Source organism: Pseudoneobacillus rhizolycopersici, from assembly GCF_054786815.1.
Window position 1 is genome coordinate 15035 of record NZ_JBTOOE010000013.1, and the last position, 16237, is coordinate 31271.

The window sequence follows — 16237 nt, forward strand, 5'->3', positions numbered from 1 at the left end:
CAGTTATTCTTTAACGAATTCTTTTGTACTTCTCACGGTATCGATTGGGCGGACTAATTTTTCGATATCTGCACGTTTACCTTCTAAGAACGGTGGCAGTGATAACTTTTCGCCAAGCGTTTCATATGGTTCATCGCCCATAAACCCAGGACCGTCAGTAGCAAACTCAAATAAAATTTGAGGTGCCACTCTTGCGTATAATGACTCAAAGAAGTGGCGATTGACATAACCGGATGTCTGGAACCCAAAGCTGCTTAAACGATTGGTCCATTCATCTAATACGGAGCGATCCTCAACTCGGAAAGCGGCATGGTGGACCGTACCAAAACCTTGTCGGGCTGCCGGAAGAATGGCGTTATATTCAACAATGACGGAGGCGCCATTTCCACCTTCACCGACTTCAAATAAGTGAAATGCCCCTTCAGCCGCAGTCTCTTTAAATAATAGAACTTTTTCCATCAACTCTTTAAAATAATCAAAATTCGCAATACGAACAAAGATAGGTCCTAAACCAGTAATCGCAAACTCTAATGGAATCGGCCCTTTTTGCCAAGGAGTGCCTGATTCCACGCCTTGATTGAATTCATCAGAAATCAACTGATACTGCTGATCATCAAAATCAACGAAAGAAAGAGTTTTCTTGCCGAATTGTTCCTTGATTCCAGCATGTTTCACTTCGAGGCGATCAAAACGTTTTACCCAATAGTCTAACGCTGCATCACTAGGCACACGGAAAGATGTCTTGGAAATCTCGTTTGTTCCATGGACGCCTTTCGGAATGCCAGGGAAGTCGAAGAAAGTCATGTCTGTGCCGGCACTGCCTTTATCATCGGCAAAAAATAAATGATAAGTTTGAATATCATCTTGATTGACCGTTTTTTTAACTAAACGCATCCCTAAAACATAAGTGAAAAACTCATAGTTCTTTTCTGCACTACTTGTAATCGCTGTTACATGGTGTATTCCTATTAAATGGTTCATTGTCTTTTCCCTCCAAGAAGTATGAATAGTGTACCCTTAAACCTTTTCTCTTACTTTTTTTAATAGATAAACCAATGTCTCTTTCTCTTCCGAATTCAATGAATCGAACATATCATCTACTAACTCACTGTATCTTGGCATGATTTCGTTCATCCATTCATGTCCAACATCCGTTAATGTTACGTGGATTGCTCGGCGGTCACCTGGACAGGCATTCCGACTTAATAAACCTCGTTGTTCCAATTTATCTATTACATAGGTCATCGAACCACTCGGAATCAAAATGAGATTTCCAATTTGTTGAATGGTTTGTTTCCCTTTTTGATAAAGAACTTCTAACACAGAAAATTCCGTTATACCTAGATTTTTCTTGGCCATTTCTTCCTTGATTCGATCATGAATGGCTTTAGATGTTTGCATTAATATCAGAAAGGGTTGATTAGTGCATCTGTTCTCCATATCTTTCACCCCTTTAAAATATCTCAATTTAAAATATCTTGAATCTGAGATAATTTTATTGCGTAATAAATTTATTGTCAATAGCTTTTGTAAATATGAATTTATTGCTACTCGTGAATTCAGCTGACGAGTCCTATCAATGTCAACAAGAGGTGGCCTTTGAGAGAAAAATGAATTTAAAAGCGGGGTAATCCGGGTGGGATAAATCTTGAGTAATACGATTATCTTTTCTATAATAAGGATATAAAGAAAAAGATCAGGTGCACAGAACACCTGATCATTGCAACACACATGCCGCAGGATGAGCGGCAGACCTCAGTGAGAGAAATAGTCACCCGTTGCTTGGTCGGCAGGGTGGCTATTTCTTTTTTGTGATGGCGACGACAATGGCCACAATCGTTGAAATTAATACAGTTTCAAATGAAAGAGCTGCAAACAAAAGGGTAAGAACTTCGTGTGTCGTCAAAGCTTTCACCCCCTTTAGATGGGAGTTTCAGCCGCCACCCTGCGTATGTAGTTGTAATACCATAATTTTATCATTATATGGAAGATTTTAATAGAGGAAAATAGAACTAATGTTCGTATTTGTCTGAACGAAATCCAGATTGATACATCGCTCTAATAGATTCCATGAAGGTTTAACTCTGCCTAAATGATAACCCAGAACTCTCTAAAGCAGCTCTTAGTTTCGGTAGAGAACCTGGTCCCATCCCGTGAAATTGTAAAATCTCCTTTTCACTAAACGTGGCTAACCCCTCTAATGTTGTAATTCCATTGTTCTCTAATGCCCGTCTTGCTGGGGCTGAAAGTTGAGAAAGAAAGCCGGTTAAGGGTTTACGTTCTTGTTCGCAAATTGGGCAAGTAGGACAGTCACTGCTTTTGTAAAAGCTATGTCCTTTGTCGCATGTCCGTAAATTTTTATTGGCATCTGACATATCCAAATCTCCTTTTATAAATAGCCATTTCCTTTGTATTCATTCAATGACCTTCATTGGTTTAATTTATGATTTAACTCACCTACAGCCAACAAGGCGACTTGATCATTTAGAATCTCCTTTGGCTTACAGTGCTTACTTTTCTTCTTAATTATCTATCTAGCTAAACCAAAAGGCAACGAGACTATTTTTATGGCATTCATTTTATTTTTATTTAGTTTGAATGTTTTTCGTTACTATGTATTATTCTACTGCATGTCCAATAAAGTAGCACGGGACTATTCCCGTGCTTACTTTTGGGGTATAAGAGGAAGAGTTGTAGAACAGTTACAGTAGCACCTAATGAGAGGGGGCGCTATTACAGGTAAAAAAGGTTATCCGCCGAATTTTACCAGTAGTTGCGCTAGAAGGTTAATGGCAGCTTGTACCACAACATCTACTTGAACTTCTGTTTGTAGTACGGTTACTTCGCCGCTATCGATAATTTTAACAAACTGTTTTTGAACTTGTGTGACATCAAGCGACTGAGAAATTTTCTGTAATTGTTTTATTTCTTTGCTTCCATGACTGCCAAATACAACAATAGCTGCTTCGATTGCGGCTTGAAGTGCAGCTTGGATAAGAACTAAACCTTGCACTTCTGTTTGTGTTACTTGGATGGAGTGGGAATTCTTAATAATTAATCCTTGGAATTCAAATTGATCAACATCCAAATTATTGTGTGAACTTTGTGAACCTCTACTTGACAATTTTCTTCACCTCATTGTTATTAAATTCTTTATATCTTATTCCAAGAAAAATTTATACGCTTGGACAAGCATCTTTATTTAAAAAAATTAGTACAACGCTAAATGACTACTCCTTGGTGAGTATAGCGGATCGAATCAACTTTAAACGTTTAGCCGATTTTTAATAGTAATTTAGCTAGAAGATTAATAGCAGCTTGTACTACAACATCTACTTGTATTTCCGTTTGTAAAACAGTAATTTCACCAGAATCTTCGATAAAAACAGATTGTTTTTGAACTTGATTGACATCTAAGGATTGGGCAATTTTCTGTAATTGCTTTACTTCCTTATTACCGCTACCACCAAGGACAAGGATAGCCGCTTCCACAGCAGCTTGAAGGGCAGCTTGAATAAGCAATAATCCTTGAACTTCTGTCTGAGTGACTTGGATCGTATGTGAATTACGAATAACTAAACCTTGATATTCATATTGATCGACATCAGTACGATTACTCCCAGACTGTCGGTCAGAAGATTTGCGATGTTCGTCATGCTTTCTATTGTATTTATCCCTTTTATCATGTCTGTCTGACATTTTCGTTTCCTCTCTTTCTATAGGATGATTAATGAACAAAACTATGGGTTATCCCACTTTTACCAGTAGGCGTGCGAGGAGGTTAATCGCAGCTTGTACGACAGCATCTACTTGAATTTCGGTTTGAGCAACCGTAACTTCTCCCGAATCCTCAATATAAACCGATTGTTTTTGAATTTGGTCTACGTCTAGGCTCTGGGAAATTTTCTGAAGCTGTTTGACATCATTCCCACAGTTATTATGACCTAAGACTAAAATAGCCGCCTCCACTGCAGCTTGTAATGCCACTTGAATTAACAGAAGGCCTTGTACTTCTGTTTGGGTCACTTGAATCTTATGAGAATTTTTAATCACCAAACCTTGTGATTCAAACTGATCGACATCTAAATGGTTATCTGCACTTTGTCTATTGTGCATTTGAATTCCTCCTTTTTAATTACTCCTATAATTTATTCTCAAGAATGGGAATGGTATGGACAAGTTTCCTGATAAAAACATGGAAATTAACAGAATCATTGGAACGATTGACTAGCTTGGGGGAAGGCTATATATTGGCTGGATGAGAGGGGAGTTTCCACTGTACGGAGACTTTTTGACACATTTGTGAAACATTGAACAAACTTTCTTTGGATTGTGAAGTTCATCACAATCAAACGAGTTATTCCTCATTACAATGTAACTATAGAGAAAACACCTAACCTGAAATGAACTATAACCCCATAAGTCTAGCACTTCTTAGGAGGAATATCATATGGAAAAGAAAAAGCTTGTCATGATTGGAAACGGAATGGCTGGTGTTCGAACAATTGAAGAAATACTGAAGCTTGCTCCCGACGTATTCCAGATGACCATTTTTGGTAATGAGCCGCATCCGAACTATAACCGGATTCAATTATCGTATGTCTTGCAAGGGGAAAAGACGTTGCAGGATATCATCATGAATGATTGGAGCTGGTACGAAGAGAACAAGATTACCTTATACACCAATGAAGCGGTTATAAGCATCGATTCAAGGAATAAACTGGTGACCTCTGAAACGGGACGGATCGTGGAATATGACGAATTAATCATTGCAACAGGCTCAAGCTCTTTCATCCTCCCAGTACCTGGAGCGACGAAACAAGGTGTCATCGGGTTCCGTGATATCCATGATTGTGAAATGATGATCCAAGCGTCCCGCCAATATAAAAAAGCGGTGGTGATCGGCGGGGGACTATTAGGCCTCGAAGCAGCCAAAGGCTTACTGAATCTTGGGATGGAAGTCGATGTTGTTCATTTAATGCCGTATTTAATGGAAAGACAGCTCGATGCGGAAAGCGCGAAAATGTTAAAGAATCAACTCGAAGCGGAAGGGATGAATTTTTTACTAGAAAAGCAAACCGCTGAAATTCTAGGCGATGATTTTGTAACAGGTATTCGCTTTGAGGATGGAACGGAAATTAGAACCGACCTAGTAGTGATGGCGGTCGGCATTCGTCCAAACATCAAGTTAGCTAAAGACAACGGCATCTACGTCAATCGTGCGATTGTCGTCGATGATTATTTGGAAACCAGTGTGCCACATGTGTATGCAGTCGGGGAATGTGCCGAGCATCGCGAAGTCACCTATGGAATGGTGGCACCACTTTATGAACAAGGGCGCGTACTTGCCGCTCACTTAACCGGTTCGCCAACGAAGCCATATCAAGGCTCCGTCACCGGAACACAGCTTAAGGTATCAGGCGTGGATCTATTTTCAGCAGGTGAAATTCACGATGATTCAACCACAAAAGCCATTAAGGTCCATAATGAATTCGATGGAATTTATAAAAAAATTCTCATCCGCGACCAACGAATTGTGGGAATTGTTCTTTATGGAGAGACAAAAGATAGTACAAAATTATTTAAAATGCTTATGCAAAAAGATGATATTAGCGGTATGACAAGCGTGTCCTTACTCTCCTCAGGCGGCTGTTGTGGTGGCGCATCGGAAGAAAGCGATGTTGATGCGATGGCCGACGAAGAGTTAGTCTGCGGCTGTAACGGGGTGACGAAAGGAACGATTGTCGAAGCGATTCGTAGCAGCAACCTGACCACTGTTGACGAAGTGGGTGGCTGCACGAATGCAGGCCGTTCCTGTGGTCGGTGTAAGTCGTTGATCTCAGACATACTCGCTTATACACTCGGCGATGGATACGATACTTCGGTTAAAAAAACAGCCATCTGCACATGTACGACTCTATCCAGGGATGAAGTGGTGGCGGAAATCAAGGAAAAAGGTTTAACGAATGTTCGCGAGGTGATGAATGTTTTAGGCTGGAAGGAAGCTGAAGGCTGTTCAAAATGTCGTCCGGCCATCAACTACTATTTAGGAATGATTTACCGTGATCATTACAAAGACGACCGTGACTCAAGACTTGTGAATGAAAAAATGCATGCCAATATTCAAAAGGATGGAACGTATTCGGTGGTGCCAAGAATGTATGGTGGGGTGACAACCGCTGAAGATTTGAAAAAGATTGCCGAGGTTGCTGAAAAATATGCAGCCCCATTGATTAAATTAACGGGTGGACAGCGGATTGGTATTTTTGGTCTAAAGAAGGAGGATCTTCCTCAGGTATGGGAAGACCTAGGCATGCCATCTGGTTATGCGTACGGGAAAACTCTTCGTACCGTTAAAACTTGTGTTGGTGCTAAATTCTGTCGGTTCGGCACCCAGGATTCGATGGGATTAGGAATGGAATTAGAAAAGAAATTCGAACGGCTTGATACACCACATAAAGTCAAAATGGGAGTTTCTGCTTGTCCGCGTAACTGTGCTGAATCCGGTATCAAGGATATTGGTTTTGTAGGGGTCGATGGTGGCTGGGAAATCTATGTTGGTGGGAATGGTGGTATGGATCTTCGTCCGGCGGATCTTTTATGCACCGTGAAAACGGATCAGGAGGTAATGGAGATAACAGGTGCCTACCTTCAGTACTATCGCGAAACAGCCAACTATTTAGAACGAACCTCTAAATGGTTAGAGCGGATCGGGCTCCAACATGTGAAAGAAGTACTTTTTGACGAACAAAAGAGAAATGAACTAAACAAACGACTTGATGAGACCCTCTCTCGCTATATCGAACCATGGCAAGAGGCGATTTTAGATAAGGATCTTCAAGAAAAATATTATGTAAAGCGTTCCGTTTCCATCTTGTAAACATTTTTAAGAAAGGCTGTTGATCCTAATGAATCAAACCCTGACGAAGATAGCCCTAATGAACTATGAGATGCTCCCCGTAAATATTGGTCAATTATTTCAAATTGGCAAAGAGGAGGTTGTCTTGTTTCGCCTCACGGATGGTCGTGTCAAAGCAGTGGAAAACAAGAGTCCGCATCCTAAAGGTGGAACACTAGTGGATGGGCTGGTAAGCGGAAAATATCTTTATTGTCCCTGTTATGATTGGAAAATTAGCCTAGAGGATGGGAAGGTTCAGGAGCCTGACTCGGGCGAAGTGAAAACCTATCCGGTCGAAATCGATGGAGAAATGGTGAGTATTATTTTATAGCTCAAAACGAGGGGGCTGCGAGTCCCCTCGCTTTATAGAAGGAAGGATGAATGAGCATGGAAAAAGGGAAAGTGTATTTAGTCGGAGCTGGGCCTGGTGATGTCGGCCTTATTACGGTAAAAGGTCTTGAAGCCATCCAGAAGGCGCAAGTCATCTTATATGATCGGTTGGCAAATCCGAAGCTGCTGCAATACGCTGCTCCCACCTGTGAGTTCATCTATTGCGGAAAGCTTCCCGATCGCCATACATTAAGGCAGGAAAGAATCAATGACCTTCTTGTTCAAAAAGCGCTCGAAGGGAAAATCGTTGTTCGCCTAAAGGGAGGGGATCCTGGAGTATTCGGACGTGTAGGGGAGGAAGCAGAAGCTTTGGCAGCCTTTGGAATTCCCTTTGAATTGGTCCCGGGAATCTCATCTGGGATTGCTGCCCCACTATATGCGGGTATTCCCGTTACTCACCGTGAATATGGCGAATCCTTTGCGGTTGTGACAGCGCACGACAAATCAAAGGACGGACAACCTAGCATCGATTGGAAAGGCTTAGTGAGCGGAGTCGCTACAATTGCTTTTTATATGGGAATCGGAAATCTCCCCTTTATTTGTGAAAACCTGATGGAGAATGGGAAATCACCGGAAACTCCTGTCATTTTGATTCAGTGGGGGACATTTGGACGCCAAAAAACCTTGGAAGGCACACTCGCCACTATTAGTAAGATGGCCAAGCAGGAAGGCTTTAGTAACCCAGCGATTACCCTAGTTGGCGATATTATTTCCCTCCGTCAAAAACTATCTTGGTTTGAAAAGAAACCTTTGTTTGGTAGACAGATTTTATTGGCGCGATCTGGTACCGAATGGAGCGAGTTGGCTAAAGTTTTAGCGGACGAGGGGGCCGATGTCTATGAATTCCCTAGATGGAAAAAGGTAAAGGCACCTGTTAATCGGACTATATTAAGCCAATTATCACATTATGAGAGCGTGTTGTTTACGTCATCTGAAAGTGTGGATGAGTTTTTTACAGTCTTAATCGAACAAAATCTAGACATACGGCTGCTTAAGGCCAAGCTATATGGTGCCTCTACGAAAAGTGAGGCAGCATTAAGAAAAAGAGGGTTCTTTGTTGAGGACCAAGCGGCATTGGATAAAGCTGGTCGTGTCCTCATCGTTGCGGATAGGGAGAATGCTGGCGAGGAATTTCCAGATGCCGATGTTTTTATGACCAGTTTCAAACAGATTGATGAAGCGTTCTATCCCATTTTCCGGCACATGTTGGAGGATGCCACAATTGATACGATTATTTTCCCAAGCAGTGTAGCGGTTGCCCCCTTTTTGCAGGAAATGAATAAAGGGTTCCAACAAGCCATCGGGATGGCCGACATCATTTGTATGGGGGAGAAAACCTATCAAGCGGCGGTAACAAATGGATTAAAGCCAATTGGAATTCCAACACTGCCAACTACTTGTGCTTTGCTAGAATTTTTAAAAGAAAAGAGGGGGCGGGCATGAAGGCAGTGATATTTATTGGGCATGGCAGTAAAGGGAGTGAGGGAAATGAAGCGTTTATTTCCTTTATTGATAGGTTACTAGCCGAGCTTGATACACCTATAAAAGGATACGGCTTTCTTGAGAATGCTGAACCTTCGGTTTTTCAAGCTGTTGATGCTGCTATTGGAGCCGGGGCCAGTGAGGTGACTGTTGTGCCTGTGTTTTTACTACCCGGTGTTCATGCCAATGATGATATTCCTGAGGAAATCGCGTTACTGAAAGAGCAGCATACGGACATTGTCTTTCGTTATGGTGATGCGATTGGGGCTCATCCGGTCATGGTAGAGATATTAACAGATCGCCTAAAGGAAAAAGGTCATAATAGTGAAGATGTGGTCCTTGTTGCACATGGCAGTCGTGTGCCGGATAGTGCGGTCCTGTTTGAAAAGCTTACTGCGATGTTACAGGAACGGGTCGGGACAAAAGTTAGAGGCGCCTATTTTACAGCTGAGCCTTCTTATCGTGAAGTGTTAGCTAATTCTTCTGCGACGGCTCTTGTGTTACCTTATTTGTTGTTTTCAGGGGGCTTTCTTGGAAAATTGCGAGACTTGGTCGAGGAGAGCCGAATCTGTGCACCAGTTGGCTTTGATCAACGTTTGCAACAAGTTCTTGTAGAAAAGAAGACAAAGGCAGAGGTGTTATAATGAATGACTACTATCCGATCCATCTCAATCTTGTTGGTAAAAAAGTGGTGGTGATTGGCGGTGGATTAGTGGCTGAACGAAAGGTACTCGGATTGCTAGGAACTGGGGCAATGGTCGAAATCATTTCCCCGGAGGTAACGAACAGGCTTGGGCAATTGATTGGGGAGTATGACTGCATTTCTTGGAAAAAGAAGGCGTTTTCCGAAACGGACTTGGTGGGAGCTTTTCTCGTCTTTGCGGCAACGAATGATCGTGAAGTCAATTTAGCTGTGATAGAATCGAGAGACTCCTGCCAATTAGTGAATCTAGCAGATGATCACTGGGATTCCAGCTTTCTTGTTCCTGCGGTTGTGAAAAGAGGGCGGCTCACGATTACCGTTTCAACCGGTGGGGCTAGCCCGATTTTAGCTCGTGAAATCCGTCAGCAACTTAAAGATACTTACGATGAACGCTACATTAGCTATTTGGATTTTCTTCATGACTGTAGATCCTATATTTTGCAGCATGTTGCTGACGAGGCTAAAAAAAAGCAACTACTCACAGCCATCGTCCATCCCGCCTACATCGAAAGCCCCACCAGAGAAAAAGACTTTCAAAAACTCTACAACCGAATCATGGCCACCTAAATGAACAAGGACAGCGGCGTGCCGCTGTCCTTGTTTACCATAACGGTGCCTGTCACCAATCACCTAATTTCTACCATATAATCATATAGTTTCATATAATGCATTCCTTTTATGAGAAGGTGTTTTGGGTTTTCGGTAGTATGGAATAGGAGTGTTCGTTGTTTTAGCGTGCGACCATCTTCGGCTGTTGTTTTGGTTTGGTTGATGGTTGTTTGTAATGGGATTTCTCCAATGTCGGTTTCGATTGAAACGCGATCAAGCATCACATCAAACTCAGTGGCAATCGTAATTTCAATGTTCTCTCCATTCGATTTTACTTCCTTCACCCAGAGCTCCTGTTGTTGATGGATTCGTATGGGCTCATTGGTATGTGGGGTGAGAGGAATTTTTTCCTCTAGCTTTTCATAGCCGACAAATTTATTGATGACTAATTGTAGTGAATCTAACTGTTTAGGTAAAGCATCATAACGAAGTTCAAATTTCCTACCTTTCAAGGCTGAGTGACTGCCACTTCCTATTAATGGGATTGAACTTCCATTCGCTATTAATTGAATCCCATCAAATGCCATATCTACTCGGTCAAAGTTTTCGATATTAAACGTTCCTTCAATGACGGTCGATATCGGAGTAGCGGTAATCGTGTTAAAAGTGATATGGCCTTTGTCGACCGAAAATTTCTTCTTAATAGACTGTTTTAGTTGCGATTGTAATGCCTCGTTCGGATTAAAAGGAAAGGTAATAGTTTGGGTGACCTGTTGGTTATGGTTAAGTTGTTGATCATAGTGTAATGTCAATTTTTTCGCAAACGGATTAACTGGATCAAATGACATGGTGCCCTTTACTTCGGTCCCCTCTAAATTGATGATGGATGTACCGGATACGGCAGATGAATTCGTGAAAAAGCCGGTAATGTTTCGGAAACTGGAAGTCATCATCAAATCTTCATCAATTCCATTCGGATTGCTTAAGACATAATACAAAATCAATTGAGTTTCATCTGCCATGATTCCCTTGATCGTTAGCTCGGTTCCATCTGCAAGCAATGTTTTTTTCTCTATTTTCTGTCCCAAACCTTGATTGTTTAGATCCTTTAACGTGTCGGTAAGCAGTTCATCGAATCCGAATATTTGCTTGCTATAATAAGCAAACGCATTGTAATGATAGCCGAAAACGGACAGGAATAATAATGCGACAACAGCGATCAGCCACATCGGTTTCTTTCGGTTCTTTCGTTTTTGCGTATGATTTAATGCGTTTCTTAGTCTGGCCTCTAACTCTTCGGGAACTGGCATGCTATCAAGAATCTCTTTTTGTTCCATCAGTCTTTCCTCAACACGTTTCATCCACTTCACCCCCATAATGTTCTCGTAACTTTTTCAAGCCTTGAAAGACTCTTGATTTAGTGGTTCCAATCGAAACATTGGTAATGGCTGCAATGGTTTCATAATCAAGGTCGTGAAAGTATTTTAATTGAATAGCTTCTTTTTGATAGGAATTTAAAAGTTTGAATGACTCTTGTATATCAATAAGCAGCTCACTATTACTAAAAGGGTCGCTTGTCTCATCATCGATTGACTCGAGTTCATTGGTTATTGCCCAATCATCTATTAAAACAAGCTTTTTTTGTTTTCGGAGTAAAGATTTACAATGATTAACCAAGATGGTTTTACTCCAACTATAAAAAGCTTCTTCTTTTTTTAGTTGATGGATTTTTTCATAGACAATCACAATCATATCCTCCATCGCATCCATCGCATCATGTACGCTTTCCAAATACGTTAGGGCCAGTTTGTAATAAGCTGCTTTTTCAGCCAGGATCAATTGAAGTAACGCATCCTTATCTCCCTTTTTTGCCTTCTTCACGAATCGAACAACATCCATATCGTCACCTCTCTCCTCTATAAGAGTAATCGCACCCGAAAAAAGTTCATTAATAAATAGATTAATAATATTTTTGAAAGTATATTTTGTGGGAAAAATTAGGTGATTGGTGACAGGCACCACTTATACTTCTCCATAATGGATGATTTTAGCAAAAATTATTTTAGATATAGGCTATTGCCTATCCCCACTTTGAATAGGGACACATACACTACTTTTGATAAATAGTTGAGGAGGAGAAAGAGAATGGATAGAATAATGATGGGTTACGGAGGTTATCCTGGCGTTGGTATGGGGTTTGGGGGTTATCCTGGAGTCGGAATGGGGATGGGTTACGGTGGCTTTTATGGAGGCTATCCTGGCTATGGTATGGGCTATGGTGGCTTTTATGGAGGTTATCCATATCATCACCATGGATATGGCGGATTCTATGGAGGATATCCTTTCCACCACCACCATGGATTCTACGGTTATTGATGAAATCCGTATCCACACTTCGTCTATTAATACCTATATCCCTTTGAATATACATTAAAACTTGCATTTATTAAAGGCGTAGAGAAAGACTCTCTACGCCTTTTGGTAAATTGAATTAACTGTTTCCAAGTTTTAGGATATTGGTGCCTGTCACCATTTATATGAGGTGAATAGATGTATTTTTTGAAAACCATTTCTGATGATGTTCGATTTGCTCGAGTGAAATTTAAGAAGCATACGAGAATGATGAAGCTTATTTTTGGGGCTATTTTTGCTTGTATGGCGGCCGTTTTGCAATCTGCTGGCGGTTTTTTACCCGTGATTGGCTATTTTATTAGTCCGCTTGCTACTGCCCCTGTACTTTTATGTTCCATGTTTTCTTTTTCGATTGGTGTAATGACCTATTTTCTTACGATTTTGTTGTTATTAATAATGCAACCGGCTGAACTATTTGTTTTTCCGTTTACAACAGGGTTGTTGGGTGTCGGAATAGGTACTTCGTTTTATCTATTGGGGAAGAGATTTAGTATCATTGTGGCCGGTGCGATTCTTTTGACAATGGGAATCATTTTCCTACTATTAGTTATTGGTTTTCCAATTTTTGGTCCATTGGTGACAGGCACCATTTCCGGCACCATTTCCTTTCTTACAATTGGAGGAATCCTGGTATTTTCCTTTTTTTATAGTTGGTTATGGGTTGAGATTGCTTTAATTATTTTTAATAGGATAAGAAGTTTTGTTATGAAGTAGGTCTAATTATTTCATATACGGTGCCTTGGTTGAAATCTGTCACGTTCATTGAGCCATATGTGCCTAAATATAGTTTGGTTTGATTTAAATTGGTTCCTAGACTAGTATAATAAGCTGATTGAGATCCAAAATGATAATCGACGTCGATGACACTAAAGTCATTTTGTTTGGAGTCTGCTCTTACTTTGGTATAAGCTAGCACCCCTTTTATAGGGGGTGGAGAGTCTCTAAGGGCGAAATCTGTAAATACAACACTTCCTGTTAAATCGGGAATTCCCTGACCCATATAAGGTTGCACTCCTGTTAGGGCTGTACCTCCGAACTTATCCGGACGGTGATCCTTATGAAAATAACTGGTTAGAGGTTGAAGACGCAACGCTAAGGTTTCTACTGCTTCGTTGTAATAAGCGACTGTTCTCTGCTCCGAATGAGAGTTATTAGGGCAGGACCTTATGATTGGAGTAGGAAACGTTCCCTCCCAACCACGCCAGCCAAAGTTTATCAAGCCTTCTGGGTTAGGGCTAGAGATTCGAACAAGCTGAGTAACTGGTATCGGTCGATACTGAACGAATGAAAAAATCGACTCCACTAAATCCTGTCCGACATTTCCCACATATTTTATATACTGATTATAAAACTTTTGAAACGCGATGCCGGGTATATTGCGAACCCCTTTTGCCATGACCGTAAGTGTTTCCTGAATCGAAACAGGAAGTTCATGAAAACGTGTCACGACGGCTGGCGTAGAAATCGATGTATCCTTGGATACATCGATTTCAATTATTTTACCGGCCAATTCCATGCTATCTTGGCTTAAATTAAATGGATCATAACCTGAGCCACCATCCCCAGTGGTCAAGATAAGTTTTCCTGATTCGGGTGAGAAGTTTAAACTATTTAAACCATTATGATTCATAAAGGGTCTTCTTAAGTTAAGCAGGGTCCGTCGTTTTAGAGGCTGACCATTCGATGGTACGATCCATTCCTCGACGGTATCAATATGATCAAATTGCGTTTCTCTATTTGTCCAACTTAGGTTTAGGGTATTAGGGTCGCACGGGTCAGGATTAAATGATTGGGAGAGAGCACCTGGACCTTGTGTTCCAGCTACCGAATAATGAAGATAAAACAAACCGTTGTAAAAAAATCCTGGGTGAAAAGCTAGTCCCAGCAATCCTCGTTCATCATATCCACCCCCTGGACCACCTAGTTTCAACACCCGCGCACCGATATCTAAAAAAGTCCGTACACTTTGGTTTCCAACGAGGAAAATCTCGCCTACCTGGGTGGCAATAAATAACCTTTCAGTTGAGTCACCTGGAAGGATAGCCGTTTTTAAAACAGTAGGTAAATTTATCCTACTGACAACCGGCCTTAAACTTACCTTAACTTTTTTCAACTAGCTTCACGCCCCTCTAATGATTTCCTTTTATCAGAATATGATTGGAGCGGTTTTAGTAGTACAGAATTAAAGGTCAGATTGTATCGGAGGTGGGAGTGATGTTGAGGAGATTTTAGCGGATATACATTGCGTTATTTTGCTAAAAATAGTCACTATAACCATTGTGGCGGACACGGAAATCCATTATTGCCCCAATTTTTAAGGGAAATGCCCTTCATTTGGAGCAATAACGGTACGTATGGCCGAAAAAAGTGTGTTAAGGTGCCTTTTTTTAAGAAATCTTCGGAACCAATGTCAGGATTGTCAGAGGAGAAGGGGAATATGCATGAGCGTTGGGCCTACTCCCCAAGAATCTCTACTTGCTCAAACCCCTTTGTTTTCTTAAAAGTCATCGCATGCGGAAAGTTGATTAACGCATCTGACGGGTCTAATTGATCTAGATTTAGGCGGTTGACGGTTGGTAAATCATATTTGACAGATAAAATCGCCACCTTTTCTTCATGGCCAGTCGAGCTGTTTAATCGATTTTCAAAGGCATGAACATAGACATCCTGAACGGGTAATAAGGCAAACATGTCTTTGGCGATTCGTAAGGCACAGCTGCAAACGTAATCCTGAAGTAAATCAAAATAGACTGTTTTGGTTAAAGCTTTTTCTGAAAGTTTTCCTGTCTTCGTTAGACTAAGAGCAGTTTCAGGAATCACCTTGGTTGCATCGATATCGAAGGACACATGAATTTCATTTCCGTCATCTGTCCCAAACTCGAAGGAATTTCCAAACTCGAGTAAATCATCTAATGGTCTAAATTCATCAATAACAATAAAGTAGGCATCAATGTCCTTTTCGAGAACTCGTTTTGCCATCAAATGCATATCATGCCATTCGGTCCAATCGGCTTGGTCCTTTTGCTTGGCAATATAGACTTGGTCAATTAATGCATGGCGTTTCTTCTCTATCCGTTTGAAAATTTTGTCCAGCAAGCCTGGTTTATAATTTTGTAATTCCTGTGAGGCTTGTTGTTGGTTTGGGCCAATCTCGTTTTGTTTAAACGGTTCCTCCCGGTAAAAAACCTCTTGCCAATCGATCATTTCGTCGCATTCTTGATGAATGGAGCGGATTTGCTCAATCCGATTTTCATAGAGTTCTACTTGCAGCTTTGCATATTCTTGCTCCTGAAGCTTCTGCTGTTCGCGCTGGAGTTTTTCTAGCTGGGATTTTCGCTGGTAGGCGGAGGTTTTATAAGACCTGCTGCGACTGGAAGTGGAGTAGGATAGACCCGTGCCCGGAATGCCGGCAGTCGCTGTTCTTCTGCCACTCGTATGTACAGAATACCTTAGTCCTTTTCCTCCAAAACTCATTCCCACGCCACTTTTTCCAACACTCATTCGAATCCCAGGTGCAACCTTAAAGCTTTTCCGAAATCGTAGCCCCATAGTTATCACATCCTTAACCGTTTTCTCTTGATTCGCCTTATTATACCGTAGGATTGCCTTGTTTTAGCCAGTTTTCCTTTGATAAATTCATATAAATGAAATCAATCATCCCTCCATCAAATTCTTAGAAACCCAGCTGAAAAGCTACAGCTATCATCACGCAAGAAAACGACTTTAAAGTACTATATAATAGGATAATGGAAATTTAGTTTACCATAACGGTGCCTGGCACCTAATCTTAGTATAAGATTTAG

General features: G+C 41.1%; 18 protein-coding genes. 7 read left to right on the plus strand and 11 right to left on the minus strand.

Translation table 11 applies throughout. The annotated features are described in order from the left end of the window. Positions 1–3 precede the first annotated feature (3 nt). The 7 genes from ACX9YW_RS13860 to ACX9YW_RS13890 all read right to left on the minus strand — a co-directional run bounded on the left by ACX9YW_RS13860 (position 4) and on the right by ACX9YW_RS13890 (position 4116). Positions 4–981: a ring-cleaving dioxygenase gene (locus ACX9YW_RS13860; protein WP_460347340.1), complete on the minus strand. Its 978-nt coding sequence runs from the start codon at positions 979–981 to the stop codon at positions 4–6. A gap of 36 nt (positions 982–1017) precedes the next feature. Further along, positions 1018–1440 (minus strand): MarR family winged helix-turn-helix transcriptional regulator, encoded by a 423-nt coding sequence (locus tag ACX9YW_RS13865; RefSeq protein ID WP_460347342.1) that lies wholly within the window; start codon positions 1438–1440, stop codon positions 1018–1020. A gap of 358 nt (positions 1441–1798) precedes the next feature. Next, positions 1799–1906 carry a putative holin-like toxin gene (locus ACX9YW_RS13870; protein ID WP_460347344.1) on the minus strand — a complete coding sequence of 36 codons (108 nt, stop codon included), beginning with the start codon at positions 1904–1906 and terminating at the stop codon, positions 1799–1801. A gap of 172 nt (positions 1907–2078) precedes the next feature. Then, positions 2079–2375, minus strand: coding sequence for an RNA polymerase alpha subunit C-terminal domain-containing protein (locus ACX9YW_RS13875; protein ID WP_460347346.1), 297 nt, complete (start codon positions 2373–2375; stop codon positions 2079–2081). Between the two features lie 374 nt (positions 2376–2749). Next, positions 2750–3124 carry a spore coat protein gene (locus ACX9YW_RS13880; RefSeq protein ID WP_460347348.1) on the minus strand — a complete coding sequence of 125 codons (375 nt, stop codon included), beginning with the start codon at positions 3122–3124 and terminating at the stop codon, positions 2750–2752. Positions 3125–3273: 149 nt separating this feature from the next. Further along, positions 3274–3699 (minus strand): spore coat protein, encoded by a 426-nt coding sequence (locus ACX9YW_RS13885; protein ID WP_460347350.1) that lies wholly within the window; start codon positions 3697–3699, stop codon positions 3274–3276. 48 nt (positions 3700–3747) lie between these two features. Next, positions 3748–4116, minus strand: a complete 369-nt coding sequence (locus ACX9YW_RS13890) for a spore coat protein (protein ID WP_460347352.1) — start codon at positions 4114–4116, stop codon at positions 3748–3750. 334 nt (positions 4117–4450) lie between these two features. Here ACX9YW_RS13890 and nirB point away from each other — a divergent pair, with 334 nt between their 5' ends. Genes nirB through ACX9YW_RS13915 form a run of 5 tightly spaced genes read left to right on the plus strand, consistent with a single transcriptional unit; the run spans position 4451 to position 10040 of the window. Beyond that, positions 4451–6880, plus strand: a complete 2430-nt coding sequence (nirB, locus tag ACX9YW_RS13895; protein ID WP_460347354.1) for a nitrite reductase large subunit NirB — start codon at positions 4451–4453, stop codon at positions 6878–6880. Positions 6881–6908: 28 nt separating this feature from the next. Continuing rightward, positions 6909–7229 (plus strand): nitrite reductase (NAD(P)H) small subunit, encoded by a 321-nt coding sequence (locus ACX9YW_RS13900; protein WP_460347355.1) that lies wholly within the window; start codon positions 6909–6911, stop codon positions 7227–7229. Between the two features lie 50 nt (positions 7230–7279). Further along, positions 7280–8731: a uroporphyrinogen-III C-methyltransferase gene (gene cobA / locus ACX9YW_RS13905; RefSeq protein WP_460347357.1), complete on the plus strand. Its 1452-nt coding sequence runs from the start codon at positions 7280–7282 to the stop codon at positions 8729–8731. Then, entirely contained in the window at positions 8728–9414 is a 687-nt protein-coding gene (locus tag ACX9YW_RS13910; protein ID WP_460347359.1) for a sirohydrochlorin chelatase, read from the plus strand. The genes cobA and ACX9YW_RS13910 overlap by 4 nt, the downstream gene beginning before the upstream one ends. After that, the gene (locus tag ACX9YW_RS13915) at positions 9414–10040 is read left to right on the plus strand and encodes a precorrin-2 dehydrogenase/sirohydrochlorin ferrochelatase family protein (RefSeq protein WP_460347361.1); all 627 of its coding nucleotides are present in this window, start codon (positions 9414–9416) and stop codon (positions 10038–10040) included. Before ACX9YW_RS13910 ends, ACX9YW_RS13915 begins: the two co-directional genes overlap by 1 nt. Positions 10041–10099: 59 nt before the next feature. Here the strand turns inward: ACX9YW_RS13915 and ACX9YW_RS13920 are convergent, their stop codons facing one another. Together ACX9YW_RS13920 and ACX9YW_RS13925 are read right to left on the minus strand one after the other, a co-directional pair. Further along, on the minus strand, positions 10100–11383 hold the full coding sequence (locus ACX9YW_RS13920; RefSeq protein ID WP_460347363.1) for a DUF4179 domain-containing protein: 1284 nt from the start codon (positions 11381–11383) through the stop codon (positions 10100–10102). Then, positions 11370–11921 carry an RNA polymerase sigma factor gene (locus ACX9YW_RS13925; RefSeq protein ID WP_460347365.1) on the minus strand — a complete coding sequence of 184 codons (552 nt, stop codon included), beginning with the start codon at positions 11919–11921 and terminating at the stop codon, positions 11370–11372. The genes ACX9YW_RS13920 and ACX9YW_RS13925 overlap by 14 nt, the downstream gene beginning before the upstream one ends. Before the next feature lie 246 nt (positions 11922–12167). Between ACX9YW_RS13925 and ACX9YW_RS13930 the strand changes: the two genes are divergently transcribed. Together ACX9YW_RS13930 and ACX9YW_RS13935 are read left to right on the plus strand one after the other, a co-directional pair. Continuing rightward, on the plus strand, positions 12168–12398 hold the full coding sequence (locus ACX9YW_RS13930) for a hypothetical protein (protein ID WP_460347367.1): 231 nt from the start codon (positions 12168–12170) through the stop codon (positions 12396–12398). A 174-nt stretch (positions 12399–12572) separates the two neighbouring features. Beyond that, positions 12573–13148 (plus strand): hypothetical protein, encoded by a 576-nt coding sequence (locus ACX9YW_RS13935; RefSeq protein ID WP_460347369.1) that lies wholly within the window; start codon positions 12573–12575, stop codon positions 13146–13148. On the opposite strand, the gene ACX9YW_RS13940 is transcribed toward ACX9YW_RS13935, so the two are convergent. Further along, entirely contained in the window at positions 13138–14547 is a 1410-nt protein-coding gene (locus ACX9YW_RS13940) for a PQQ-dependent sugar dehydrogenase (RefSeq protein ID WP_460347371.1), read from the minus strand. The genes ACX9YW_RS13935 and ACX9YW_RS13940 overlap by 11 nt on opposite strands. A gap of 341 nt (positions 14548–14888) precedes the next feature. After that, the gene (locus ACX9YW_RS13945) at positions 14889–15983 is read right to left on the minus strand and encodes a DUF4236 domain-containing protein (RefSeq protein ID WP_460347373.1); all 1095 of its coding nucleotides are present in this window, start codon (positions 15981–15983) and stop codon (positions 14889–14891) included. Between the last annotated feature and the right edge of the window lie 254 nt (positions 15984–16237).